At 73.4% G+C, this 23,968-nt stretch carries 20 protein-coding genes and 1 pseudogene; 8 read left to right on the forward strand and 13 right to left on the reverse strand.

The window, feature by feature from the left end:
• The first annotated feature begins 118 nt into the window (after positions 1–118).
• A complete protein-coding gene (locus tag ACZ56E_RS14995; RefSeq protein ID WP_471214317.1) occupies positions 119–619 on the forward strand; it encodes a DUF6099 family protein in 501 nt (166 codons plus the stop codon).
• Positions 620–684: 65 nt separating this feature from the next.
• Here the strand turns inward: ACZ56E_RS14995 and ACZ56E_RS15000 are convergent, their stop codons facing one another.
• Positions 685–957, reverse strand: a complete 273-nt coding sequence (locus tag ACZ56E_RS15000) for a hypothetical protein (RefSeq protein ID WP_471214318.1) — start codon at positions 955–957, stop codon at positions 685–687.
• A gap of 246 nt (positions 958–1,203) precedes the next feature.
• On the opposite strand from ACZ56E_RS15000, the gene ACZ56E_RS15005 reads away from it, so the two are divergent.
• The 4 genes and pseudogenes from ACZ56E_RS15005 to ACZ56E_RS15020 all read left to right on the forward strand — a co-directional run bounded on the left by ACZ56E_RS15005 (position 1,204) and on the right by ACZ56E_RS15020 (position 5,869).
• Positions 1,204–2,127: an LLM class F420-dependent oxidoreductase gene (locus ACZ56E_RS15005; protein ID WP_468602675.1), complete on the forward strand. Its 924-nt coding sequence runs from the start codon at positions 1,204–1,206 to the stop codon at positions 2,125–2,127.
• Between the two features lie 237 nt (positions 2,128–2,364).
• Positions 2,365–3,780: a family 2B encapsulin nanocompartment shell protein gene (locus ACZ56E_RS15010; RefSeq protein WP_471214319.1), complete on the forward strand. Its 1,416-nt coding sequence runs from the start codon at positions 2,365–2,367 to the stop codon at positions 3,778–3,780.
• A 51-nt stretch (positions 3,781–3,831) separates the two neighbouring features.
• Positions 3,832–4,974, forward strand: a pseudogene (locus ACZ56E_RS15015) (family 2 encapsulin nanocompartment cargo protein terpene cyclase); the annotation flags it as partial.
• 16 nt (positions 4,975–4,990) lie between these two features.
• Complete coding sequence (locus ACZ56E_RS15020; RefSeq protein ID WP_471214321.1) at positions 4,991–5,869, forward strand: geranyl diphosphate 2-C-methyltransferase; 879 nt, start codon at positions 4,991–4,993, stop codon at positions 5,867–5,869.
• 74 nt (positions 5,870–5,943) lie between these two features.
• Here the strand turns inward: ACZ56E_RS15020 and ACZ56E_RS15025 are convergent, their stop codons facing one another.
• From ACZ56E_RS15025 to ACZ56E_RS15060, 8 genes are all read right to left on the reverse strand, one after another.
• The gene (locus tag ACZ56E_RS15025) at positions 5,944–7,197 is read right to left on the reverse strand and encodes a discoidin domain-containing protein (protein ID WP_471214322.1); all 1,254 of its coding nucleotides are present in this window, start codon (positions 7,195–7,197) and stop codon (positions 5,944–5,946) included.
• 2 nt (positions 7,198–7,199) lie between these two features.
• Positions 7,200–7,793 (reverse strand): phage tail protein, encoded by a 594-nt coding sequence (locus ACZ56E_RS15030; RefSeq protein WP_468602667.1) that lies wholly within the window; start codon positions 7,791–7,793, stop codon positions 7,200–7,202.
• On the reverse strand, positions 7,790–9,751 hold the full coding sequence (locus ACZ56E_RS15035) for a putative baseplate assembly protein (protein WP_471214324.1): 1,962 nt from the start codon (positions 9,749–9,751) through the stop codon (positions 7,790–7,792). The genes ACZ56E_RS15030 and ACZ56E_RS15035 overlap by 4 nt, the downstream gene beginning before the upstream one ends.
• A gap of 6 nt (positions 9,752–9,757) precedes the next feature.
• Positions 9,758–10,171, reverse strand: coding sequence for a GPW/gp25 family protein (locus ACZ56E_RS15040; RefSeq protein ID WP_362991588.1), 414 nt, complete (start codon positions 10,169–10,171; stop codon positions 9,758–9,760).
• Positions 10,172–10,181: 10 nt separating this feature from the next.
• Positions 10,182–12,101: a VgrG-related protein gene (locus tag ACZ56E_RS15045; RefSeq protein WP_468602663.1), complete on the reverse strand. Its 1,920-nt coding sequence runs from the start codon at positions 12,099–12,101 to the stop codon at positions 10,182–10,184.
• Positions 12,098–12,862: a CIS tube protein gene (locus ACZ56E_RS15050; RefSeq protein WP_362991592.1), complete on the reverse strand. Its 765-nt coding sequence runs from the start codon at positions 12,860–12,862 to the stop codon at positions 12,098–12,100. The genes ACZ56E_RS15045 and ACZ56E_RS15050 overlap by 4 nt, the downstream gene beginning before the upstream one ends.
• A 1-nt stretch (position 12,863) precedes the next feature.
• Positions 12,864–13,301 carry a phage tail protein gene (locus ACZ56E_RS15055; protein WP_471214325.1) on the reverse strand — a complete coding sequence of 146 codons (438 nt, stop codon included), beginning with the start codon at positions 13,299–13,301 and terminating at the stop codon, positions 12,864–12,866.
• A 62-nt stretch (positions 13,302–13,363) separates the two neighbouring features.
• Positions 13,364–14,083: a hypothetical protein gene (locus ACZ56E_RS15060; RefSeq protein WP_471214326.1), complete on the reverse strand. Its 720-nt coding sequence runs from the start codon at positions 14,081–14,083 to the stop codon at positions 13,364–13,366.
• 379 nt (positions 14,084–14,462) lie between these two features.
• On the opposite strand from ACZ56E_RS15060, the gene ACZ56E_RS15065 reads away from it, so the two are divergent.
• Together ACZ56E_RS15065 and ACZ56E_RS15070 are read left to right on the forward strand one after the other, a co-directional pair.
• The gene (locus ACZ56E_RS15065; protein WP_471214328.1) at positions 14,463–15,923 is read left to right on the forward strand and encodes a hypothetical protein; all 1,461 of its coding nucleotides are present in this window, start codon (positions 14,463–14,465) and stop codon (positions 15,921–15,923) included.
• A 522-nt stretch (positions 15,924–16,445) separates the two neighbouring features.
• Positions 16,446–16,715, forward strand: a complete 270-nt coding sequence (locus ACZ56E_RS15070) for a hypothetical protein (RefSeq protein ID WP_471214329.1) — start codon at positions 16,446–16,448, stop codon at positions 16,713–16,715.
• Positions 16,716–17,340: 625 nt separating this feature from the next.
• Here ACZ56E_RS15070 and ACZ56E_RS15075 read toward each other — a convergent pair.
• The 4 genes from ACZ56E_RS15075 to ACZ56E_RS15090 are packed head-to-tail and all read right to left on the reverse strand — an operon-like array spanning position 17,341 to position 20,026.
• The gene (locus ACZ56E_RS15075; protein ID WP_468602657.1) at positions 17,341–17,499 is read right to left on the reverse strand and encodes a DUF6760 family protein; all 159 of its coding nucleotides are present in this window, start codon (positions 17,497–17,499) and stop codon (positions 17,341–17,343) included.
• Positions 17,496–17,936, reverse strand: coding sequence for a hypothetical protein (locus ACZ56E_RS15080; protein ID WP_398305486.1), 441 nt, complete (start codon positions 17,934–17,936; stop codon positions 17,496–17,498). The genes ACZ56E_RS15075 and ACZ56E_RS15080 overlap by 4 nt, the downstream gene beginning before the upstream one ends.
• A complete protein-coding gene (locus ACZ56E_RS15085; protein ID WP_398305489.1) occupies positions 17,936–18,379 on the reverse strand; it encodes a phage tail protein in 444 nt (147 codons plus the stop codon). The genes ACZ56E_RS15080 and ACZ56E_RS15085 overlap by 1 nt, the downstream gene beginning before the upstream one ends.
• Before the next feature lie 54 nt (positions 18,380–18,433).
• Positions 18,434–20,026 (reverse strand): phage tail sheath family protein, encoded by a 1,593-nt coding sequence (locus ACZ56E_RS15090; protein WP_471214815.1) that lies wholly within the window; start codon positions 20,024–20,026, stop codon positions 18,434–18,436.
• A gap of 471 nt (positions 20,027–20,497) precedes the next feature.
• Between ACZ56E_RS15090 and ACZ56E_RS15095 the strand changes: the two genes are divergently transcribed.
• The coding region (locus ACZ56E_RS15095; RefSeq protein WP_471214330.1) for an AfsR/SARP family transcriptional regulator at positions 20,498–23,968 on the forward strand (3,471 nt) is incomplete at its 3' end.

A 23,968-nucleotide genomic window follows, 5' to 3' on the forward strand; every position in this document is an offset into this window, starting at 1 on the left:
CACTCTCCGGAGTGGATGGCTTGTCCAAACTCGATTACTTGTCCACAGAATTCCGCCTACCCCTGGCTTTTCGCCCCGATGGGCATCACTCTGGGTAGTGGACAGGGAGGGGGCGGACATGAACGCGATGCGGCTCATCGAGGCGAACCGTCGCGCTCTGGCGCGCAGTCAGGAGCCCGCGGACATCGTCGTGGAGGTGTGGCAGTCGCAGGCGCTGGCGCAGGCGATCGGCAGTCACCTCGCGGTCGCGGGCCCGCCGGAGTTACGGGGCGAGGCGCTGGGCCTGAGCGAAGTGGGCGGCAGAGCCTGCGGCGTGCTCGACGCCCCGAGGCTCGGCACCGAGGACATACGGGCGGCCCGGCTGACGGAGACGGGCGACGCGCACCAGGTCCTCCTCGGCCTCGGCAGGCTCCTCGGTGAGGTCGGCATCGCGCTGGTCGGCGTCGCGATGGGCGCCGAGGAGGAGGGGGTGTACTGGCAGTGCATGGAAGCGATCGACGCCGCCGATGAGTCGCGGGACCGCGTGCTTGAGATGCTGCGCAGACTCGCGGTCCGGGAGGAGAGCCTGCCCGAGGCCGATTCGGCGGCGGGGGCAGCGGGATCGGTGGGCCCGTCGTGAGGTGGCTCCGTGCCGACCCCGCGGTGAAGCAGGGTCGCGCAGGCCCCGGGGGAGCGTCGGTGCGGTCAGGGGTGGCCGGGCTCGTCGTCGCTCTGCTGGGGGGTGCGCGCGGGGGATCCGGCCGACGTGGACTGCTGCAGATCGGCGTCGAGCCGGGTCAGGTCCGCGTTGAGCGCCGCCATCAACTCCTCCATCTGCTGGAGCAGGCCCTTGGGTGCGCCCTGTTGTGCGGGCACGGCCGAATCCTGCGCGGCCGCTTGGTCGGGCGCGGCCTCCCGCTCGGGCAGGGCCTCCTGATGGGGCATGGCCTCCTGATCGGGCACGGCTTCCTGGGACATGGCGGCCTCCTCGGCCCTGGCCCTCTCGCGCGGGGAGGGCGGTTGACGCCGGCGACACGTCGACTGCGACCGCCGGCGCGGATGCCGGGCGGTCCGGCTCCGCCCGGGCAACGATCACCCGGTGGGCATGGTCACTGGGCCGGACCCGTACCGCCACAGGGTTGACGGTATTTCACCCGACCGGGGCGGCGGGGGATCGGCGGGACCGGCGGGGTCGACAGGCGTTCGAGCGTGCAGGATGGAGCCATGGATCTTCGAATCTTCACGGAGCCCCAGCAAGGGGCCACCTACGACACCCTCCTCACCGTCGCCAAGGCCGCCGAGGACCTCGGCTTCGACGCCTTTTTCCGCTCTGACCACTACCTCCGCATGGGCTCCGCCGACGGCCTGCCGGGGCCCACGGACGCGTGGATCACGCTCGCCGGTCTCGCCCGCGAGACCAAGCGGATCAGGCTGGGCACCCTCATGACGGCCGGCACGTTCCGGTTGCCCGGTGTCCTCGCCATCCAGGTGGCGCAGGTCGACCAGATGTCGGGCGGCCGGGTCGAACTGGGCCTGGGCGCGGGCTGGTTCGAGGACGAGCACAAGGCGTACGGCATCCCCTTCCCGAAGGAGAAGTTCGCCCGTCTCGAAGAGCAGCTGGAGATCGTCACCGGGCTGTGGGCGACGGAGGTCGGCAAGACCTTCAACCACGACGGCAAGCACTACCAGCTCACGGATTCCCCGGCCCTGCCCAAGCCCGCGCAGGGCAAGGTGCCGGTCCTGATCGGCGGCCACGGAGCGACGCGCACCCCGCGCCTGGCCGCGCAGTTCGCCGACGAGTTCAACATCCCCTTCGCCTCGATCGAGGACAGCGAGCGGCAGTTCGGGCGGGTCAGGGCGGCCGCCGAGCAGGCCGGGCGCAAAGGCAGCGACCTGGTGTACTCCAGCGCGCTGGTGGTCTGCGTCGGCAAGGACGACGCGGAGGTCGCCCGGCGTGCGGCGGCCATCGGCCGCGAGGTGGACGAGCTCAAGGCGAACGGCCTGGCGGGTTCGCCCGCAGAGGTCGTCGACAAGATCGGGCGGTACGAGGCGATCGGCGCGAGCCGCATCTACCTCCAGTGCCTGGACCTGGCCGACCTGGACCACCTGGAGCTCATCTCCTCGCAGGTGCAGTCGCAGCTGTCGTAGCTCGACGCCCCCCCGGTACGTGGCCGCCGGGCGCACCCCTCCGGTGCCCGGCGGCCACTTTGTGTGGTGTCGGTTTCCGGCCCGGTGGCCGGATAAACCCGACATCCGGATAAACCTGATGCGCGGCAAGATCGCTGCATCGAAGTAACTCCATAGTGATTCCAAGCGAGTTGTTCGTGACGGCCGTTAGCTTTCCCGTGGATCTGGACGGATACGTCACAAAGGAGAACTCGCCCGATGACCGTTGAGACCAGTCCGGACGAGCGGCTGGAGCCGCCCCGGCAGTCCAGCCTGAGCACGGCGGCGGCCCGTAATCTCGCCACGACGACCAAGTCCGCGCCCCAGATGCAGGAGATCACCTCGCGGTGGCTGCTGCGGATGCTGCCGTGGGTGGAGACCAAGGGCGGCACCTATCGGGTGAACCGCCGGCTGACGTACACCGTCGGCGACGGGTGCATCGAGTTCGTCCAGGAAGGCGCCGATGTCCGGGTGGTGCCGCGCGAGCTCGGGGAGCTGGCCCTGCTGCGCGGCTTCGACGACGGCGAGGTGCTGACCGCGCTCGCCGACCGGTTCGTGCAGCGCGACTTCCGCGCCGGTGAGGTGCTGGCCGCGCGTGGCACCCCCGCCGAGCAGCTCCATGTGATCGCGCACGGCCGGATCAGCCAGACCTCCGTCGGCAAGTACGGCGACGAGGTCGACGTCGCCGTACTTGCCGACGGAGGCCGGTTCGGTGAGGACGCCCTCCTGGGGGACGCCGGCGGCAGGTGGAACTTCACCGCCACCGCCGAGACCGCGGGCACCCTGCTCACCCTGTCCCGCGCGGACTTCGCCGCCGTCCTGTCGACGGCGCCGAGTCTTCAGGACCACATCCGGCAGTTCACCTCGCGGTCCGTGCCGCGGCAGACGCGGCACGGCGAGGCGGAGATCGCGATGTCCGCGGGCCACACCGGCGAGGCCGCGCTCCCGGGCGCCTTCGTCGACTACGAACTCCACCCCCGGGAGTACGAGCTCTCCGTCGCCCAGACCGTTCTGCGGGTCCACACCAGGGTCGCCGACCTCTACAACGGCCCGATGAACCAGACCGAGGAACAGCTCAGGCTCACCGTCGAGGCGCTGCGCGAGCGCCAGGAGCACGAGCTGATCAACAACCGGGAGTTCGGTCTCCTCCACAACGCCGCCTTCAAGCAGCGGATCCAGCCGCACTCGGGCCCGCCCACCCCGGACGACCTCGACGATCTGCTCTGCCGTCGCCGCGGCACCAAGTTCTTCCTCGCCCACCCGAGGACGATCGCGGCCATCGGCCGGGGCTTCAGCGCCTGCGGGCTCTATCCGGACAACGTCGACCTCGGCGGCCAGCAGGTCCCGGCCTGGCGCGGCGTCCCGATCCTGCCCTGCAACAAGATCCCCATCACCGAGCAGAACACCAGCTCCATCCTCGCGATGCGTACCGGCGAGGAGAACCAGGGCGTCATCGGCCTGCACCAGACCGGCCTGCCCGAGGAGTACGAGCCGGGGCTGTCCGTGCGGTTCATGGGCATGAGCGAGCAGGCGATCATGTCCTACCTCGTCACCACCTACTACTCGGCCGCCGTCCTGCTGCCCGACGCGCTGGGCGTCCTCGAGAACGTGCAGATCGCCCGCAGGCGCGGCTAGCCCGCCGCCCCCGGTACTCACCCAGTGACCTTGGAGCCACGGATGCCCGATCTGGAAAGAATCCTGCGCGGCCCGAGCGGCCTCGGCACGGCGGGCCTGTACCTGAGCCGGCCCGAGACCGAGCCCGAGTCCGAGTCCGAGTCCGAAGAGCCTTCCGTCCCTGACGCTGCTTCTTTGGAGCCCGCGGCTGCTCCGGAAGTCGAGGAGCCGGTCGAGGGCGAGGCGATTCCTGGGCTCTATCACCACCCCGTGCCGCCGCCCGACGAGGCCCGGGTGGCGGAGGTCAGCCGCCGGATCAAGGAGTGGGCGGTGGACGAGGTGCAGGCGTTCCCGCCGGAGTGGGAGGACCAGTTCGACGGCTTCTCCGTCGGCCGGTACATGGTCGCCTGCCATCCGGACGCCCCCACCGTCGACCACCTGATGATCGCCACCCGGCTGATGGTCGCGGAGAACGCGGTCGACGACTGCTACTGCGAGGACCACGGCGGCTCACCCGTCGGACTCGGCAGCCGCCTCCTGCTGGCCCACACGGCCCTCGACCCGCTCCACACGACGAAGGAGTACGAGCCGCAGTGGACGGAGTCGCTCCACTCGGACGCGCCGCGGCGCGCCTACCGCTCGGCGATGGCGTACTTCCTCCAGCACGCCACTGCCTCACAGGCCGACCGGTACCGGCACGACATGGCGCGGCTGCACCTCGGCTACCTCGCCGAGGCCGCGTGGTCCGAGACGGACACCGTGCCCGAGGTGTGGGAGTACCTGGCGATGCGCCAGTTCAACAACTTCCGCCCCTGCCCCACGATCACCGACACCGTCGGTGGCTACGAACTCCCCGCCGACCTGCACGCCCAGCACGCCATGCAGCGGGTCATCGCGCTCGCGGGCAACGCCACCACCATCGTGAACGACCTGTACTCCTACACCAAGGAGCTCGACAGCCCCGGCCGCCACCTGAATCTGCCCGTGGTGATCGCCGAACGGGAGGGCGTCTCCGACCGGGACGCCTATCTGAAGGCGGTCGAGGTCCACAACGACCTCATGCACGACTTCGAAGCCGAGGCCGCCGCCCTGGCGGCCGCCTGCCCCGTCCCGAGCGTGCTGCGTTTCCTCCGGGGCGTGGCCGTGTGGGTCGACGGCAACCACTACTGGCACCGGACCAACACCTACCGCTACCGCCTGCCCGACTTCTGGTAAAGGAGCCGACACCACTGTGACCAGCACCGAACTCGCCAACGCCACGTCCCTCTCCATCCCCGCCCCCGCGTCCCCCTACCAGGGCGACATCGCCCGCTACTGGGACGGCGAGGCCAGGCCGGTGAACCTGCGCCTCGGCGACGTCGACGGGCTCTACCACCACCACTACGGCATCGGCGACGTCGACCACGAGGCCCTGGGGAACGCCGACGACAGCGGTTACGAGCAGAGGCTGATCGCCGAGCTCCACCGGCTGGAGTCGGCGCAGACCGACGTCCTCCTGGAGCAGCTCGGCCCCGTCGGGCGTGACGACACGGTCGTGGACGCGGGCTGCGGCCGGGGCGGTTCGATGGTCATGGCCCACCAGCGCTTCGGGTGCAAGGCCGAGGGCGTCACGCTCTCCGCCAAGCAGGCCGAGTTCGCCAACCGGCGCGCCCGGGAGCTCGGCATCGACGACCACGTCCGCGCCCGCGTGTGCAACATGCTCGCCACGCCCTTCGACACGGGCCAGGCGACGGCGTCGTGGAACAACGAGTCGAGCATGTACGTCGACCTGGACGACCTCTTCGCCGAGCACTCCCGCATCCTCGCGCCCGGCGGCCGGTACGTGACCATCACCGGCTGCTGGAACCCGCGGTACGGGCAGCCCTCGAAGTGGGTCTCCCAGATCAACGCGCACTTCGAGTGCAACATCCACTCCCGCAGGGAGTACCTGAAGGCGATGGCCGACAACCGTCTCGTACCGCAGGCGATCGTCGACCTGACCGACGCGACCCTGCCCTACTGGGAGTTGCGGGCGACGTCCTCGCTGGTCACCGGCATCGAGGAGGCGTTCATCAACTCGTACAGGGACGGTTCGTTCCAGTATCTGCTGATCGCGGCCGACCGGGTCTGATGACAGCTGACCGCGGCTGATCGAGTGCTGAGGGGAGGTCCGGGGCGGGCGTCACGTCCGCCCCGGACCTGCCGTCATGACTGGCCGGTGGAGCGGCCGAAGAACTCCAGCTCGGCGATGGCCACTTGGCGGCCCTTGCCCGCGCCGTACGCGGAGCGAAGGACCAGGCGGGCGCTCACCGCGTCCCGCACGCGGACGTCGACCTTTTGCACGCCGCCGTCGTTGATCCGGCGGTGCATCGTGTGCTCCTTGCCCGCCGAGTCGCTGACCACCAGGTCGAACTCCATCGGCCTCGCCTGCGCGGCGGCCTGCGCGCTGCGCGGCGAAGTGCCCGGGGTGATCATGAGGTTGAGCAGGTCGGTGGGCTGGCCGAAGTCGGCCTGCAGCCACTGGCCCGCCGAGTCGCCCGCGTACCCGGTGCCCCACCAGGTGTTGGAGTAGCCGTCGAAGGCGAGCTTCGCCGCCTGCTTGGGGGCGGAGTGCGAGGCGCTGTAGTCGTTCGGGTGGACGGGCACCCGCTTGGCGAAGTGGTCCTGCACGGCGCGGGCGGCCGGCGGGCCGCCGAAGATGCCGCCCACCACCAGGCCGACGACCGCCGCGATGCCCACGGCACGCGCGATCCAGCGGGTGCGGTCGCGGTGAAGGCGGGGTCGCTGACCGGCGTACGGGCCCTCGGCGGGCGGGGCGGTGGAGTCCCTGAGGGGGTTCGCGCAGCTGCGGCAGAAGTGCCTGCGGGGCGCGTTGGGCGTCCCGCAGCTCGGGCACGGCGCCCCGGACTCCGGTTCCGCGGGCACGGCGGCCTGCCGTACGCGCGGCCGGGCCGCCTCGGGCCTGCCCGGCAGCACACCGCCCGGCGTCTCCGGGGGCGCGACGGTCTCCCCCTCGGGCACCGGCACGAGCAGCGACCGTATGGCCGTGTCGGAGGAGGACGAAGGCGCGGGCGGTCCGGCGGGCGCGGGCTCCGTGGGGCCGGTGGACGGCAGTGGGACGGTGGTGTCCGTGGCACCGGCCGCGGCCGGGGACGACGTGTCCGGGCCGGCGGGCGCGGGGGCGGAATCGGGGGCGGACCGGGGTGGGGAAGCGGGTGCGGGGCCCGCGACGCCGGCCGGGGAGTCCCAGCGCAGGAAGGCGCCGCAGGAGTCGCAGAAGGACTGGCCGTGCTGACGGGCCGGGGTGCCGCACTCGGGGCACGGGCGCGTGGTGGCGGAGGAGTTCGGCATCTCGTTCGTCCCGGGCTGGTTGGTCGATGAGGGCTGGTCGGTGGATGAGCGCTGGTTGGTCGATGAGCGCTGGTCGGCCGCTGGGGGCCGGTGGGGCTCGGCGGACATTTCTAGGTCCCTTCGGGGGCAGGTGCGGAGGTCACCTCGGCCGTGAAGGGGAGGTGGGCGGGGCGGGCCGCCGCGACGACGGACCGCAGCCGGTGCGGGTCCACCGACGCCGCGTCGTGCACGCGCAGCGTGACGTGCAGCGCGGGGCGCGGGGTGCCGGGGAAGGCGCCGAGCGGGCGCGCGGACCACGTCGCGCCGCCGCTCTCCACGATCTCCGGGCGCACCCCGAAGGCGAGTTCGACGGCGGCGGACAGACCGCGGCGGGTGCCGCGGACCCGGTGCAGGTCGACGGCGGAGGCGACGGCGTGCCTGCGCGTGCGCAGCGGTTCGGTGCCGTCGAGCTCCGTGCCGACCCAGTCCGTCAGCCAGCCGAGGAAGTCCTCGGGCGTCAGGGACGGCGTGAAGTACGCCTCCAGGCTGTCGAGGACGGTGAAGACGGGCGCGAGCACGACGTCCAGGCCGGAGACGAAGCGCAGCGCGAAGTCGTCGTCGGCGAACACGGCGGGCAGCTGCTCCCCGATGGGATGCGCGGACCGTACGCCGGGCAGCGCTCCCCGGGAGCTCCCGGCGGCGGCTTCCGTCTCGTGCGCCGTCATCGGGCCTCGATCACGCGGACGCGGTGGTCGAAGGGGAAGAGGAGGGCGGAGGGGGCCAGGTCGATGCGGTCCGTGGCGTCGCCGCGGCGGCCCGTGAGGGGGTCGGCGGGGTGCAGCAGGACCTCGTCGACCAGCTCCACGCCCGGCACCCGCTGCAGCGCGGCGAAGATCTCGCCGGCGCGCAGCGGACGGCCGAACGGCCAGCCCTCGCCGTGCGCCCCACCGGTCAGCGGGTCGAGGTAGGCGTACAGCGCGTCGAGCGCCTCGGTTCGCACCCGCTCGGCCTGCGCGGCGCGGAAGGAGTGCAGCGTGGCGACGACGGTGACGCCCTGGTAGAAGGGCGGTCCGACGGAGAGGCGGGTGCCGAGCGGGCGGCGGTCGTCGAGGAAGTGGGTGACGCGGGAGAGGAGTTCCTCGCCGGGCACCAGCTGCTCGAAGCGGAGCCGGCCGCCCCGGTCCGGCACGGCCTGGGGGACGACGAGGACCCGGACCGCGTTCTCCCCGGCCTCCGCGGAGTCCGCGGCCAGGCAGTGGATGCGGGCCGTCTCGGGGGCGGCCCGCCGCGCCAGCTCCTCGTAGTCGCGCGCCGTCACCGCGCGCTCCTGGGCGCGCAGCGCGATCGGCGCGCGGACCTTGGCCTCCTGCACTGTCTCGCCGTCCACGCCGCCGCGCGCCGCCTCGCGGTTCTCCACCCGGGCGACGTACGGAATGGAGCTGCGCAGGACCTGGATGGCGCCGCGGGCCACGTTGCCCGTGCGGCCGCCGCCCGTGCGGTAGCGGGTCGCGCGGATCGCCGCGCCCTTCTCGGGCACCGCGCCGAACTGCCGCAGCGAGCCGTCCGGTTCGCGTACGGCGGGGCCGAACGCGATCTCGCCGGTCGTCGCGTCCAGGGTGACGTGCGGGTCGTACGGTCCCGAGGAGGCGAAGTCGTCCACGACCCGCCACTCGGCCCAGCCCGCCCCCTCGCCGTCGGAGACCTCGAGGATCAGCGGCGGCCGGTCCGCGACCACCGGCGCCTGGGCGAGCCGGACGCGCTGTCCCGGCACGCCCGTGGAGTCGCCGAGGAGTTCGTCGCGTACGACGTCCGCGTGCGCGACGACGGTCGTGCCGCCGATGGTGAACGCGGACGCGGCCCGCACGGTCGGCGACGCGCTGTAGAACGGCTGGCCCTTGGCGGCCTCGACGACCCGGCAGCGCACCCAGCCCGCGTCGAGCCGCCCCACGCGGGAGACGACATGACCGGCGGGGATGTGCAGGACGACCTCGCCGGGCCGGTTGAGGCCGCCGGTGGAGTCCTCGTCCACCTCGCACTCCGTCCAGCCGTCCGCCGTCCACGCCTCCCACACCAGCGGCGGCTGGCGCGGGTCGACGCCGACGCCGTCCACGCGGCTGTCCAGCTGCAGCACGGCCGCGCAGCGCGGCACGGCGGCGCTGAGTCCGAAGAGCAGCGTGTCACCGGGGCGCGGCGCGGTCGCGAAGGCCGCCACGTCGCGGCCGCCGAAAACGTCCTGCCCGCAGTCCTGCGGGGTGCCGCCCTCCTCCTGCCGCAGGACGGCCGACAGTTCGCAGGGCACCACGGTCAGGTCCGCCTCGGTCGCGAAGGCCACCGCCTCCTCGGTCTCGGTGCGGCCGGTCGCCACCTCCGTACCGGCCGGCAGGACCACCGGCTCGGCCTGCGGCGCGGACAGCCAGAACGTGACGTCCGCGCGGGCCGCGGAGGGCGGGAAGAGGGTGACGCCGAGCAGGTCGAGGAAGGCCAGGTGGTTCTTCTCCGGCACGCGGTTGAGGCGGTAGACGATCTGGTCGGCCATGTGTGCGACCGCCTCGATGAGGGTGACACCCGGGTCGGAGACGTTGTGATCGGTCCACTCCGGGCAGCGCTGCTGGATGTAGCGCTTGGCGTCGTCGACGAACTGCTGGAAGCGCCGGTCGTCGAGGTGGGGTGCGGGCAGGGCCATCGGACTTCAGACTCCGCTCTCTGATTCCGTGGACGGGATCACATAGAAGGGGAAGACGAGACTGCGCGGGTTGTTGGTGCCGCGCACGGTGTAGCTCACGTCGATGAACAGGACGGACGGCTCGTCCGGGGCCGGGCTGACCTCGACGTCCAGGACCTCGATGCGCGGCTCCCAGCGGTCGAGGGAGGACCGCACCTCGTACCGGATGCGGCCCGCTGTCGCCTCGTTGACCGGTGCGAACACCATGTCGTGGACGGCACAGCCGAATTCGGGCCGCATCGGGCGCTCGCCCGGCGCGGTGGCGAGCACGAGCCGGATCGCCTCCTCGATCTCGCGCTCGCGGCGCGCCAGCGCGATGCCGCCGCCGGCGTCCGTGCGCAGCGGGAACGTCCAGCCCGCACCGACGAACTGCTCACTCATCTCTGCCCCCCTAGAACGGAATGCCGTTGCGCAGTACGGCCGGTGCGGTCAGCGCGACGGTCGCCGGCGAGGTGATGGCGGCCGCTGCGCCCGCGTTGACGGCGACCGCGCCCGCCGCGGTGACGGAGACCGCGCCGACCGCGTTCACGGCGACGGCGCCCGCCGACTTGAGGCTGACGACGCCGGTCGCGTTGATGTCCGCCATGCCGCCCGCGTTGACGCCGAACTTCGCGCCCGCCTTGATGTCGACCGCCCCGCCCGCGCTCATCGTCAGCGAACCGCCCGCGGTCAGCGACAGGTTGCCGCCCGCCCGGATGCTGACGTTGCGCGTCCCGTGGATCGACACCGAGCCGTCGCTGCGGATGGTCACGCTGGTCCGCGTCTCGTCCATGTGGACGGTGAGGCGGCCGTTGCCGGTCTGCAGCCGGATGCCGCTCTTCATCCGGGACTTGGCGTCCACCAGCTCGACGATGTGACCGCTGCGCGAGGCCATGGAGCGCCAGTTCACGCGGCCGCTCGTCGGATCGATGGGCTGCAGGCCGTCCGTGTTGGGCGTCGGCTTGTCGACGCCGTTGTACAGCCCGGCGAGCACGTACGGATGCTCCAGCGAGCCCCGGTCGAAGGCGACGAGCACCTCGTCGCCCACCTCGGGCAGCATCAGACCGCCGCCCCGGACGCCGCCGAGCTGCGCGATGCGGCACCAGTCGCTCTCGTACGTGTCCGAGAGCCACGGGAAGCGCAGCTTGACGCGGTTCATCCTGAGCGGGTCCTTGGCGTTGCTGACCAGCGCCATCGCGACACCCGGCATCGGCGGCGCGGCGTCCGCGCCACCGGAGGCCAGACCGTACAGGGAGCGGAACTGCCGCCCCGACACGGTCAGCCACGTCATGAACTGCCGCCCCGACTCGAAGAGATGACGCACCCCGGTCGCCGTGTACTTCCCCTCGAACGGGAACCCGGCGCCCTTCAGCGCCACGGGCTGCCCCGGCCGTAGGTCCGGGTTGCCGGTGACCGCGACCTCGAGCTCCGCGAACGACCCCGCCACGTCGTCGGCCAACGCCCGCGCCGCGTGCGTCACCTGGGCCTGCGCGGTGTACGGCGTCCCCGTCTCCGTCAGCTCGGCCCTACCGAACGGCTGCGAGAGCTGCGCGGGAGTGATGTCGGCGACGATGTCCTTGCTCTTGAGGGCCGGGGACTGCGCGGACAGCGCGCGCTTGGCCCGCATGTCCCAGCCCCGCACCCCGGCGGTGGCGACCTGCCCGGCCGCCGTCACCGCGACCCGGCTGTGCAATGCGTTGTGCCCGAATTCGAGGACGTACGGGCTCTGCGCAGCCGGTGTCCTGTCGGACGGAGCGCCCGCGGCGGGCTTCAGCTTGCCGAAGCACAGCTTCCCGTCCTCGTCGAAGGACAGGTGGACGTCGTTCTCCTGGGCGAGCCGGGAGAGGAAGTCCCAGTCGGTGATGTTCGGCTGGGTGGCCAGTTCGTAGACCGTCGGCGTGGACTCGATCTTGCCGAGCTTGAGCTTGCTGAGCCCGGCGACGCGACGCACGATGTCCGACGCCGTCATGTTCGGGTAGCCCTGCACACGGCGGTTGCGGAGCAGCCGGTGCCCCGGGTCGTAGCCGCGCACGACGAGGGACTTGCCGCCGCCGTCCGCGTCCACCTCCAGGGCGGTCACCTCACCGGTCAGCATGGGCTTGCCGCGCACCCCGTCCGTGAACGGGCTGAGCACCGCCTTGGCACCCACCTTGATCTGCGGGAACTTCTCCAGGATGTCCCCGCCCGTGTCGGCGAAGGTCAGCTGGAAGGCGGACGGCACGTTCACACTGGAGTCCACCCAGCCCTCGACGAGCAGCACGGCGAGCTTGTCGGGCAGGACGGACCCGCCGATCTCGGCGTGCAGGACACTCGTGTACGTCTTCTCGCTCATGCGGACTCCATCGGCGTGGGGACGGCGGCGGGGCCGCCGGGGCGGGCCTCGTCGGCGGCGGGCAGCAGCAGCTCGGTGCCGGGCCGCAGCCGCATCGGGTCGTCGATGTCGTTGGCCTCCGCGATCAGCCGCCAGCGCGTCGCGTCCCCGTACTCCCGCCACGCCAGCGACGCCAGCGAGTCACCGGCGACGGTGCGGTGCACCCGGCGCGCGGAGAGCGCGCCCGAGGTCGGGTTCTGCCCCTTGGTCGGCATCGCGACCTCGGTGAGCGAGAGCGAACAGGTGGCGCGGATCGGCTCACCGGTCGGATTGAACAGGGTGTACGTGGCACTGACGTCGGTCACGTACGCCACGAACTGCACCGTGTTGAACGACCCCCACGAGAACCGCACCCACGGCGGCGAAGGACGCTTGGAGGTGACGCTCTGCGGCGTCACCTCGCAGCACGACAGAAGCATCTCCACCTGCTTCTGCACCTTGCCGGCGTTGGGCGTGCCGGAGGAGTCGAGGAAGACCTCGAGTTTGAGGGTGGCGGGGGCGGCGCCGGTGAACTTCGGCGGGGCGCCGCGCGTATAGGCGACGGCACGCTGCGTACGCCACTCGGCGGACCGCCCCATCTGCAGCTGCGTCGGATTGAACTGGAACTCCACCTCGCCGATCCGCCCGCCCATCGACCCGCCGAGGTCGGTGGGCGGCTGGTGGATGGCGAGCGCGGCGCGCACCAGGCTCGCACCGGCCCGGCCGCCGGTCGGCGCGGCCATCTCAGGCACCTCCCGCGTCGGTGAAGCCGTGATGCGCGATCTCCAGCGTCTCCGTCGCCACGGACGGACTGTCCGGGCTGAGACTCGGCCCCTGCCAGCGCACCGGCAGCACCTCGACGAGCCCCCACTGCGCGACGATGGAACCGTCCGCGCGCAGCGCCGCGATCTGTGCCGTGGGCCGCGAGATCCCCGTCGCGATGGACGAGATCCAGGCGGCGACGCGGGACGTGTCGGCGGTCAGGGGCCGGGTGAGCCGGATGGTGGAGAAGGTCACGCGGGTGGGCAGCTGCCAGACGAACCCGTTGTTGCCGCCCTCCTGCCGCTGCTCCACCTCCACCTCGGAGGACAGCCCGTCACACCCGTTGAACAGGCCGAGGTCCTGGCCGTCGATGGTGAGCTTGAAGAAGACGGTGGAGCCGGGGTCCAGTGTCGAGGGCATGGGTTCTCTTTGCTGTGGAGGAGACGGACGGAGTGATGCGGAGGATGAGGGGCGGGTGGTGGCTAGCGTCCGTGGTCGCGCAGACGACCGACCCGCTCCCGGTCGCTGCGGAGCTCCGCGCGGAGCAGCCGCGAGAGCGGGGCGAGAAGCCGCCGGGCGAGGTCGTCGAGGTCGGCGGGGGTGGCTTCGGCGGACGTGGGTGTGGGCGAGGGGGAGGGCTCGGGGTCAGGGCTCGGGGCGGGTGTGGGCGCGGGGGCGGGCGCGGCAGGGGTGTGGGTCCGCTGCGCGGGCGCGGGGCTTTGACGGGGTGGTGCGGCAGGGGCGGGCGCCGGCTGCGGGGCCGGGGGTGTGGGCGCGCTGCGCTGGACGGTTCGGGGGCGCACGGGTGCCGGGACGGGGGCGGGTGTGGGGCGGCTGGGCGTGCGGGGGCCGCCGGAGGGTGGGAGGGGGGCGACGACGGGGGTGGAGCTGGTGCGGTTGCCGCTGCCGGGGTGGGGTGCGGCGTGCGCTGACTGTTGGAGCGGGACGGGTGACGGTACGGGGGCGGGGGTGACCGCCTTCGCCGGTCCGCCCGTCGCCGGGGAGTGGGTCGTCAGGCTGCGGGAGGGGGAGAGGGGGAGGGGCAGGGCGGTGGTGGTGGGCGCTGCGGGCCGGTAACTGCCGGGCGCGATGCGGCGGTTGACGGGTACGACGGGGAGGGGCTGGGGCGGGGCCTGCTTCGGTGCCGGTGCCGGTGCCGGTGCCGGTGCCGGTGTGGCTGGGCCGGTGGCCGACTTCTGCACGGGGGTGACGGGGGCGCCGAGCGGTGTCCGGCGCGGGCGGTCGTGCGGTGCCGGGCCGGGGTGGGCAGGGGTGGCGGACGACTGGCTCAGGGGCTGGCCGAGGCCGGGCCGGTGCGCGCCGGTCGCCGCGCCACCGGCATCCTGCGCGCGCCGGACCCGACGTACGAGAGGCCGCCGCTGTACGGGCTCAACGGGGGATTTCGCCCGTACAGCGGCGGGGTTCGTGGCCGCAGACGCGGCAGGCGCCCCCGGACCGGTGGGGGGCACCGGCCCGGGGACATCGGTGGGCCGGACGCGGGCGGGGGCGTCCGGCGGGAGGGGGCTTGAGGGGGCGGGGGCCGAGGGGGCGGCGCCGGTTGGGCCGGCGGCGGAGGGCCTGTTGACGGTCGGGCCGGCGGCGGAGGGCCTGTTGACGGTCGGGCCGGTGGCGGAGGGCCTGTTGGTCGCCGAGCTGCTGGTGGACGGTCCGTCGGTGGACGGCCTGTTGGCGGACCGGCCAGCGGTGGACGGCTCGTGGGCGGACGGACCTGTGGCTGACTGCCTGTTGGTGACCGGGTCGGCGGCGGAGGGCCTGTTGGTCGTCGAGCTGCTGGTGGACGGTCCGTCGGTGGACGGCCTGCTGGTGGTGAGGCCAGCGGCGGGCGTCCTATTGGTAGTCGGGCCGGTGGCGGAGGGGCTGTTGGTGGTCGGGCCAGCGGCGGAGGGCCTGTTGGTGGTCGGGCCTGCGGCTGGCGGCCTGTTGGCGGTCGAGCTGTCGGCGGTGGACCTGGCGACGGTCGGGCCGGCGGCGGAGGACCTGTGGGCGGACTGCCCGACCGGGGACGGTCCTGTGGTGGACGGTCCGTTGGTGGTCGGGCGGGTCGCGGACGGCCCATTGGCGGACGGGTCGGCGGTGGACGACCTGTTGCCGGTCGGGCCGGCGGCGGGTGACCTGGGGGCGGACTGCCTATCCGGGGACGGTCCTGTGGTGGACGGTCCGTTGGCGGTCGGGCCGGTTGCGGACGGCCCGTTGCCGGTCGGGCCGACGGCGGGTGACCTGTGGGCGGACGGCCCATCCGGGGACGGTCCCGCAGTGGACGGTCCGTTGGTGGTCGGGCGGGTTGCGGACGGTCCATTGGCGGACGGGTCGGCGGTGGAGGACCTGCTGACGGTCGGTCCGACGGCGGGTGACCTGCGGGCGGACGGTCCATCCGGGGACGGCCCTGCGATGGACGGTCCGTTCACGGGCGGGCGGGTCGTGGACGACCTGTTGGCGGACGGTCCATCGGCGGTCGGGCTGGCGGCGGACGTCCTTGCGGTGGACGGGCCGTTGACGGGCGAGCGGGTCGCGGAGGGCCCGTTGGTGGTCGGGCCAGTGGCGGACGACTTGTTGATGGGCCCATCCGCGGGTGACCTGTTGATGGTCGGGCTGGCGGCGGACGTCCCTGCGGTGGACGGTCCGTTGGCGGATGGGCGGGTGGTGGACGGTCCAGCGGTGGACGGCCTGATGGCGGTCGGGGTGTCGCTGGGCGTCCCTGCGGTGGACGGTCCGTTGCCGGAGGGGTGGGCGGCGGACGGCCCAGCGGTGGACGGCCCGTTGGCGGGCGGGCTGTCGGTGGGGTCGTCGGCGGCAGGCTGGGTCGTACGCGTCGTCCTCACGGGGAAGATCTGTCGCTCCGGCACCACCGCAGGCGGGGCCGACACGAGCGGGGAGCGCCCGGCCCGCGACCGCTGCACCACCGGGACGGCACGTGCCCCGGCCTCCGCCGAGCCGCTCGCGGACGGGGTGCTGCCCGCGCCGGGCACGGGGATCGCCCGGGCGCCGGTGAGCGGCGCGGTGGTGGTGCTGGGCGCGGTCTGAGCGGGCGTAGTTGTGGCGTGCTGCGTGCCGGGCCGGTTTCCGGGCGCGTGTACGCCGTCGTCCGGTACGGCACCCCTGGGGGCGCTGCCGCTTACGTCGCTCTGCGTGGCGCGCCCTGCGTGGGCGCTGTGCGTCGGCCGGGCGACAGGTGCGGCGGGGGGCGCCGCATCCGGGGACGGAGACGGAGGCGTCTGCGCGGGGGAGTGGGCGGCCTTCCGCTGAACGGGGCGGTCGGCGGCGGATGCCGCTGCTCCGTGCGAGGGCCTGGCCGTGGGCGCGTCCGTGTCTCCGAGCAGGGGCTTGGTCGAGGGTGTGTCGGTGCGGCGCTGGACCGGGCCCTCGGTTTCGGGGCCGGGGGTGGTGGTTCGGGGGGCCGGAGCTCCGGGGACGGGGGATGTCGGTCCCGGAGCGGGTGTCTTCGTACCGTCGGCGTGCTCCCGGCTGGGCGACGTGGTGGCCCGGCGCTGGACCGGGCGGTCGGTGCCGGCGTCGGGGGCCGTGGGCCGGGGTGCGGGCAGGGGCGTGCTCGTCCCGGGGGCCGCCGGGGTGGTGGCCTGGCGCTGGGTGCCGGGAGCGGGGGCTGCCGTCCCCTGGTCCGCGTGGGCGCCGGAGGCGGACGTGTTCGTACGGGTGGCGGCGCCCGGTGCTCCGTGTTCACGGCTCGGTGACGCGGTGGCGCGGCGCTGGACGGGGGAGTCCGTCGCCGAGCCAGGAGTCGCGGGACTGGTTGCCTCCGCGTGCCGCTCCCTCGCGGGTTCCGTCGTACGAGCGTCCCGCGCGGCCCCGCGCTGAACGGTACGACCGGAGGGGGAAGACGGCAGAGGCGAAGGAGAGGTCGGGCTCGCAGGGGAGAACGCGGACGGTGCGGCCGACTCGTCCGCCGCCTCCGCCCCTGCCTCCGGCACTCCCCGTACCGGCAGCCGCAGCGACGGCAGGTCGAGGTCGCCCGGGCGGCCCGAGACGGGCGTGAGGACGTCACGCAGCAGGCCACCGGGGGCCGAGGCCCGTACCGCGTGACTCAACTCGCCGCCGAAGGACGGGTTCTGGTGCGTGGCGAGCATCGCGCCGAAGCCCTGCTCCGCGACCGTACGGGGTGCTGCGAGCACGCGCTGGACCGGCGGCACGGCAGCCCACCCACCGTCACGAACACGAGCACCAACACCCGCACCCGCGCTGGTACCGGCACCAGCACCGGCACCGGCACCGGCACCGGCACCGGCACCAGCACCAGCCCCAGGCTCAACACCCGTACCCGCGCCGACCTCAGCACCGCCACCGACGCCGAAACCACCGGCATCACCAGCCGGGGCCGAAGCCCCCGCCTCGTCGCCCCGCGGCCCCCGCCGCCACCTGAACAAGCCCATCACTTACCTCGACTCACCGACCGGTACCGGTCACCCCACCGACCTCTCGACCTTCACTGCCTCGCCTCCGCCTGCTCCACCAGCTTTCCGGTCCGCGTCACGTACGCGCGCCGGTCCGCGTGTTCGAGGTCGAGGATGTCGTCCATGCCCCAGTGGAAGTGGTAGGCGAGGTACGCGACTTCCTCCTCGATGCGGTCGGGCGCGTACGTCACGATTCCCCCAGGCGGCTCCCGGCCAGCTCCACCTCGAAGGACTCCGAGCAGTGCGGGCAGGCCACGGCCGCGCGGGTGTGGCCCTCCGCGTTGATCTGCCGGTAGAAGTCCTGGAGGAAGGCCAGGTCGGAGGCGAACATGTTCTCCACCGTGCCGTCGTGGACGGAGCCGAGCGTGCCGAGCCGGGTGATGACCCGGCCCAGCAGCACCACGGACAGGTAGGCGGGGTTCTCGCGCACGCGGACGTCCCGCAGCGGCACCAGTTCGTCGCGTGCCGTCGCGAGCCGCATCGCGCCGTTGCGGTGCACGGTGCCGGACTCGTCCACGAAGCCGCGCGGCAACTCGAACTCGAACTCCGTGCGCAACGGTTCACGAGCCCCGGCCACCGCTGCCCCGGCCACCCCTGCCCCGGGGACTCCCGGGCCTTCGCGCCGCATTATTCGATGACCAGCTCTTCGAAGACGATGGTGACCGCCTCGGTCAGCGCGGCGGCGTCGCCCGCCTTGACCCCGCTGGTGTCCACCTTGCTGCACCAGGCGTTGCGCAGGTTGTACCGCTTCACCGGGTTGTTCTGGTAGTCCATCATCATGATCGTGGCGTTCTTGCGCGCCGAACCCATGTCGCCCGCGATGGACTTGTTGATCCACTCGCTGAAGACGGGGCTCTGCGTCATGCCGCGGGTGACCGTGCACTCGCCGGCCTTCTTCACGCCGGGCATCTTCTTCACGACGGGCTTGCCGTCGGCCGACACCTGCTGGTACTCGATGACGTCCTGCTCCATGGAGAGGCCGCTGACCTCCTGGAGGTACTCGACCATGACGCCGTCGATCTGGAGGCCGAAATTGTGTGTGGTGAGGGCGTCACCGGGCTGCAGAGACAAGGGGTTTCACTCCTGTTGTGATGGTTCTCGGGGGACGTGGGGCGAGTACGCGGTCTACTCCTCCAGCTCGCCGCCCCCGCCGGAGAACTGGGCCAGCCGGAACACCACGAACTCGGCGGGCTTGACCGGCGCGATGCCGATCTCGCAGACGACCCGGCCGAGGTCGACCGACTCGGCGGGGTTCGTCTCCTCGTCGCACTTCACGTAGAAGGCGTCCTCGGGGCGCTGGCCGAACAGCGCGCCGGAGCGCCACTCGTTGACCAGGAACGCCGAGACGTTGCGGCGGATGCGCGCCCACAGGGCGTGGTCGTTCGGCTCGAAGACGACCCACTGGGTGCCGATGAGGATCGACTCTTCGAGGTAGTTGAAGTAGCGGCGCACGTTCAGGTAGCGCCAGGCCGGGTCGGACGCCATGGTGCGGGCGCCCCACACGCGGATGCCGCGGCCGGGGAAGGCGCGGATGCAGTTGACGCCGACCGGGTTGAGCAGGTCCTGCTCGCCGCGGGTGATCTGCAGCTCCAGGTCGACGGCGCCGCGCACGATCTCGTTGGCGGGCGCCTTGTGCACACCGCGCTCGGCGTCGTTGCGCGCCCAGATGCCGGCCATGTGGCCGGACGGCGGCACGACCACCGACTGGCCGGACGCCGGGTCGAAGGACTTGATCCAGGGGTAGTAGAGCGCGGCGTAGCGCGAGTCGTAGCCGGCCAGCTCCTGCCGCCACTGGCGGATCTGGCGGGCGTTGAGCGACGGCGGCGGGTCGATGATGGCCATCCGGTCGCCCATGAGCTCGCAGTGCGCGATGAGGCCGAGCTGGACCGCCTTGACCTGCTCCTCGTCGATCAGGCCCTGCTGGTAGGCGGCCATCAGGTCGGGTACCGCCACCATGTTGACCTCGTCGAGGGCCTCCAGGCCGCCGAAGCCGGTGCGGTCCGCGGAGTCGCCGATGAACTGGGCGGTCTCGACGCGGTCGACGGCACCGTTGGACGCGGGCACGGCGGGCGTGGCGGGGGCCGGCGGCGCGAGCGTCACCGTCTGCGCGTCGGGCTTGGCCAGCTGGCCGCCGGCCGTGGCCTCCTCCAGGGCGATCGTCTTGGAGCGCTGCTTGACCTGGGTGACGACGTAGTTCCGCGCGGTCTTCTTCGCGCTGACGTCGAAGCTCTCGACGACCTTGTCGCCGTCCTTGACGATCAGCTTGAAGCGGTCGGCGGCGCCCTCGCCCTCGCCGTCCTGCACCTCGACGGTCAGGGCCCCGCCGTTCGCGGTGCCCGCGGTGATCGCGGAGACCGAGAAGTTGCCGAGCGCCACGGGCTCGCCCGCGGTGAGCTCCTTGGGTGCCTGGGCCTGCGCGGGCGCCGCGGACCGCTGCTGCGGGTCACCGGCGTCGGAGCCGCCGACCCGCACGATGTACGCGGCGGAGCCGCCGTTGTTGAAGAACCCGTACACGGAGTGCGCCAGGTAGTACCCGTCCGTGAACTCGCCGAACGCGGCCACGTACTGGGACCAGTTGGTCACCAGCGTGGGCTCGTTGAGCGGTCCCCGCGGTGCCAGGCCGACGAAGGCCGCAACGGACGTGCCGACCCCTTCGATGGGGCGTGAACCGCTGGCGACTTCCTCGATATAGACGCCGGGGGACAGGTAGTTGGGCATGCTGCTGTGCTCCAAGGTTCGAGGGTGTGCGGGACCGGCGCACAGCCGGCACGGATTCGTACCGTGTCGACGATGTCCCACGCGCGGGCCGGTGCGTAGAGACGGACGGACGTCAGTGAGGGCAGATGCCGCTGCCCGTTCAGCCGTCGGACGGCAGCCGCCGACCTGCGCGTTCGCGCCGACCCGCGGTAAGGGGGCGGCGGGGCGGCGCCGGTTGCCCGTCCGGTCACCCGCGGGGCGCACGGCACGGGGCGCCCGCCCGGCCCCGGCCGAATGTCAGTGGTCGTTGGCGCATATGCCCCGCCCCATGCGTCCACAGCGTCAATACCTGGTCAACAAGGTGGCGCAAGTGCACCGCGTGTGGCGGGGCCTCCGCGGGGCTGACGTAACGTTTGGTGCGTGCGGTCATGTGCGGCCGGTATGAACGGGCACTTCCAGGTGCGTCACGGGGCAAGGGGTGCGGGGCTGACGATGCGGGGCGACGCGGGCGGCCGACCGGGCCGGGACGGCGAGCGGAAGGCCGGCCCGGACGATTCGGGCGGGACGCTGTGGTTCCAGGTCCTCGGGCCGGTGCGGGCCTGGCGTGCCGGGCAGCCCCTCGCGCTCGGCCCGCCGCAGCAGCGTGCGACCCTGGCGGCCCTGCTGCTGCGCGGCGGGCATCCGGCGTCCGCGGCCGAACTGGTGGACGCGCTGTGGGACGAGGAACCGCCGCCGCGCGCGGTCGGCACGCTGCGTACGTACGTCTCCCGGCTGCGCTCCCTCCTCGAACCCGACCGGCGCGCCCGCGAACCCGCCAGGATCCTCGTGTCGGCCGGCGACGGGTACGCCCTGCGGCTGCCGCCCGGCGCCGTCGACGTGGCCGAGCTGGAGGACCGGGTGGCCACGGCGCGCGCGATGCGGGCCGCCGGTGAACACGCCGAGGCCTACACCGAGTTGACCGCCGCGCTCGCACTGTCCGACGGCGCCCCGCTGGCCGGGCTGCCCGGCCCGTACGCCCGCCGCCAGCGGGACCGGCTCACCGAACTGTCCGTCACCGCGCAGGAGGAGTTCTTCGCCTGCGCGCTCGAACTGGGCTGTCACAGCGAGACGACCGCCCCCCTCGGCGTCTTCGCCGCCGAACACCCGCTGCGCGAGCGCGCCCAGGCCCTGCTGATGCTCGCCCTGGACCGCGGCGGGCGGCGCGCGGACGCCCTCGCCGTGTACGAGGCGACGCGCCGCACGCTCGCCACCGAGCTCGGCGTGGACCCGGGCAAGGAGCTCACCACGCTGCACGAGGGACTGCTGAGGGGCACGCCGCTGCCGCCGGCCGCCGTCCCGTGGCCGGCCCCGCGGTCCCCCCTGCCCTCGCCGTACGCACCGGCGCCGCGCGTCGGCGAGCAGCGGCACCACATGTCCGTACGACCGGATCGACATGGGCGACAGGCGCAGGCGCAGTCGCGAGGGCCGGGGCACGCCGAAGCATGGGAGCCGCACCCGCAACCGCACCCGCAACCGCACCCGCAACCGCACCCGCAGCCGCAGCCGCACACGCAGCCGCTCACACACCCGCACCCGCGCCCGCAGAGTCACGAAACCACGGCCCCGCCCCCGCCCGCCCGCGCCGAGCGCACGACCCGCCCCCTGCCCCTGAACGCGGCGTCCCCGACCCCCGTCCGCACCCCCGCCCCCGCCCCCCTCGTCCCCGCCCAGCTCCTCCCCGACGTCACCGACTTCGCGGGCCGCGAGGCCGAGGCGCGGCTGCTCACCGAGACCCTGCGCACCGCCACCTCCGGCAGCACGATGGCCGTGGCCACCCTCACCGGCCTCGGCGGCGTCGGCAAGACCGCGCTCGCCGTGCACGTCGCCCACGCCTTACGCGAGGAGTTCCCCGACGGGCAGCTGTACGTGGATCTGCGCGGCGCCGACCCGGCGCCCGGCGTCGACAGCGGCAGCGCGCTCACCGGATTCCTGCGCGCGCTCGGCATTCCTGAGAGCGCTCTGCCCGACGGACTCGACCAGCAGACCGCCCTCTATCGCTCGCTCCTGGCCGGGCGCCGCGTCCTCGTACTCCTCGACAACGCGCGCGACACCGCCCAGGTGCGGCCCCTGCTGCCCGGCACGCCGGGCTGCGCCGTCCTGGTGACCAGCCGCTCGCGGACCATCACCCTGCCCGGCGCGCGCCTCGTCGACGTCGAGACGATGGACGAGCCGCAGGCGCTCGGCCTGCTCTCCGCCATGGCAGGCGCCCAGCGCGTGGCCGCCGAACCGGACGCCGCGCGCGAACTCGTCGCCATCTGCGGCGGCCTGCCGCTCGCCGTCCGGATCGCCGCCGCCCGCCTCGCCGCCAGGCCGGGCCGCTCCGTCGCCGACCTCACCGCACGGCTGCGCGACGAGCACCGCAGGCTGGACGAGCTGAGGGTGGACGACATGGGCGTCGAGGCCACCTTCCGGCTCGGCTACGAAGCCTTGGAGCCGGAGCTCGCCCGCGCCTTCCGCATGGTCTCGCTCTGCTACATGCCGTCCTTCTGCCGCGGCGCCGCGGGCGCGCTCCTCGACGTGAGCGACGAGGAGGCGGAGACGGCGGTGGAACGCCTCGTCGACGCCGGGCTCATGGAGCTGCACGGCGAGGACAGGTACCGCTTCCACGACCTGGTGCGGCTCTTCGCGCGTCAGCAGTGCGAGCTCCGCGAGAGCGCGCGGGAACGCACCGCCGCGCGGCTCCGCTTCCTCGACTACGTCGTGGCCACGGTCATCACCGCGATCCGCCGCACCAAGCCGCACAGCGTGCTGCCCCGGCTGCTGCACAGCCCTGCGTCGCCGGGCAAGAAGCTGCCCGACGAGGCCGCCGCGCGCGACTGGCTGGTTGTCGCGCACTCCCGGCTGTGCGCCGCCGCGGAGGAGGCGCTGCGGCACGTACCGCAGCCCGTGGGCCACCGGTCGGACGCGGACGCGGGCCACGCGCCCGGCGCCGGCCTCCGGCCCGGCGCAGCCCAGGCGGGCGACCCGCGGCACGTCCCGGACGCCACCGACCTTCCCCCGGACGCGCCGTCCGACGGCCCTCCCGGTCTGCGCCCCACCGTCGACCTGCTCACCGCCTGGTCCCACCTCGTGGTCGGCACTACCCGCCACCGCGACCTGGAGCCGCTCGCCGAGCTGGCCCTGCGCACGGCGCGCAGCCACGGCGACGACCGGTCCGCCGCCCGCGCGCTGCGCCTCCTCGGCGCTCCGCACTACGGCACGGAGACCTTCGGCCGCGCCGAGCGCGCGCTGCGCGAGGCCCTGCGGCTCGCCGCGGCCACCGGCGACCTGCTGGTCGGCGCGGAGGGCGGCCACGAGCTGGGCATCGTCCTGATGGGCACGGGACGGCACGAGGAGGCGCTGGAGCAACTGCGGCTCGCGTACGCCAGGTTCGGCGCCCTCGGCGGGCACGACGACCGGGTCCGCATCCTGTCCCACATGGCGCGGGCCTACGTCAGCCTGGGCCGGCGCGCGGCGGCCGACACCGCGCTCGTCGAATCGGTGCGCCAGGCACGCAGGTCGGGCAGTACGTCCACGCTCGCGCACGTCCTCTACCAGGCGGGCTGCGCGCTGCTCACGGACGGCCGGGCGGCCGCGGCGGCGGAACGGCTGCGCGAGGCCCAGCGCCTGCACGGCCGCACCCGCGACCCGCGCTGGGAAGCCCTCTGCTGGGCCCGCCTCGCCTACTGCGAACTCGAAGAGAACCGGCCCGGCGAGGCCATGCGCTGCGCGGACGCGGCGCTGGCCGTCGAGGGCGAGCTGGGCGACGCGTTCTGCCACGCCCTCGCGATGGCCGCACGCGGCCGGGCCCTCCTCGCCCTCGGCGACCTCGACCGCGCCAGAGCCGCCCTGCGCATCGCCCACCGCGTCATGGAGCGCCGCGGCGCCGCCGAAGCCACGGAGATAGCCGCCCTGCTGGCCGACTGGCGGCGTTCGGTGCCCCCG

The organism is Streptomyces sp. NPDC039480 (genome assembly GCF_055597165.1).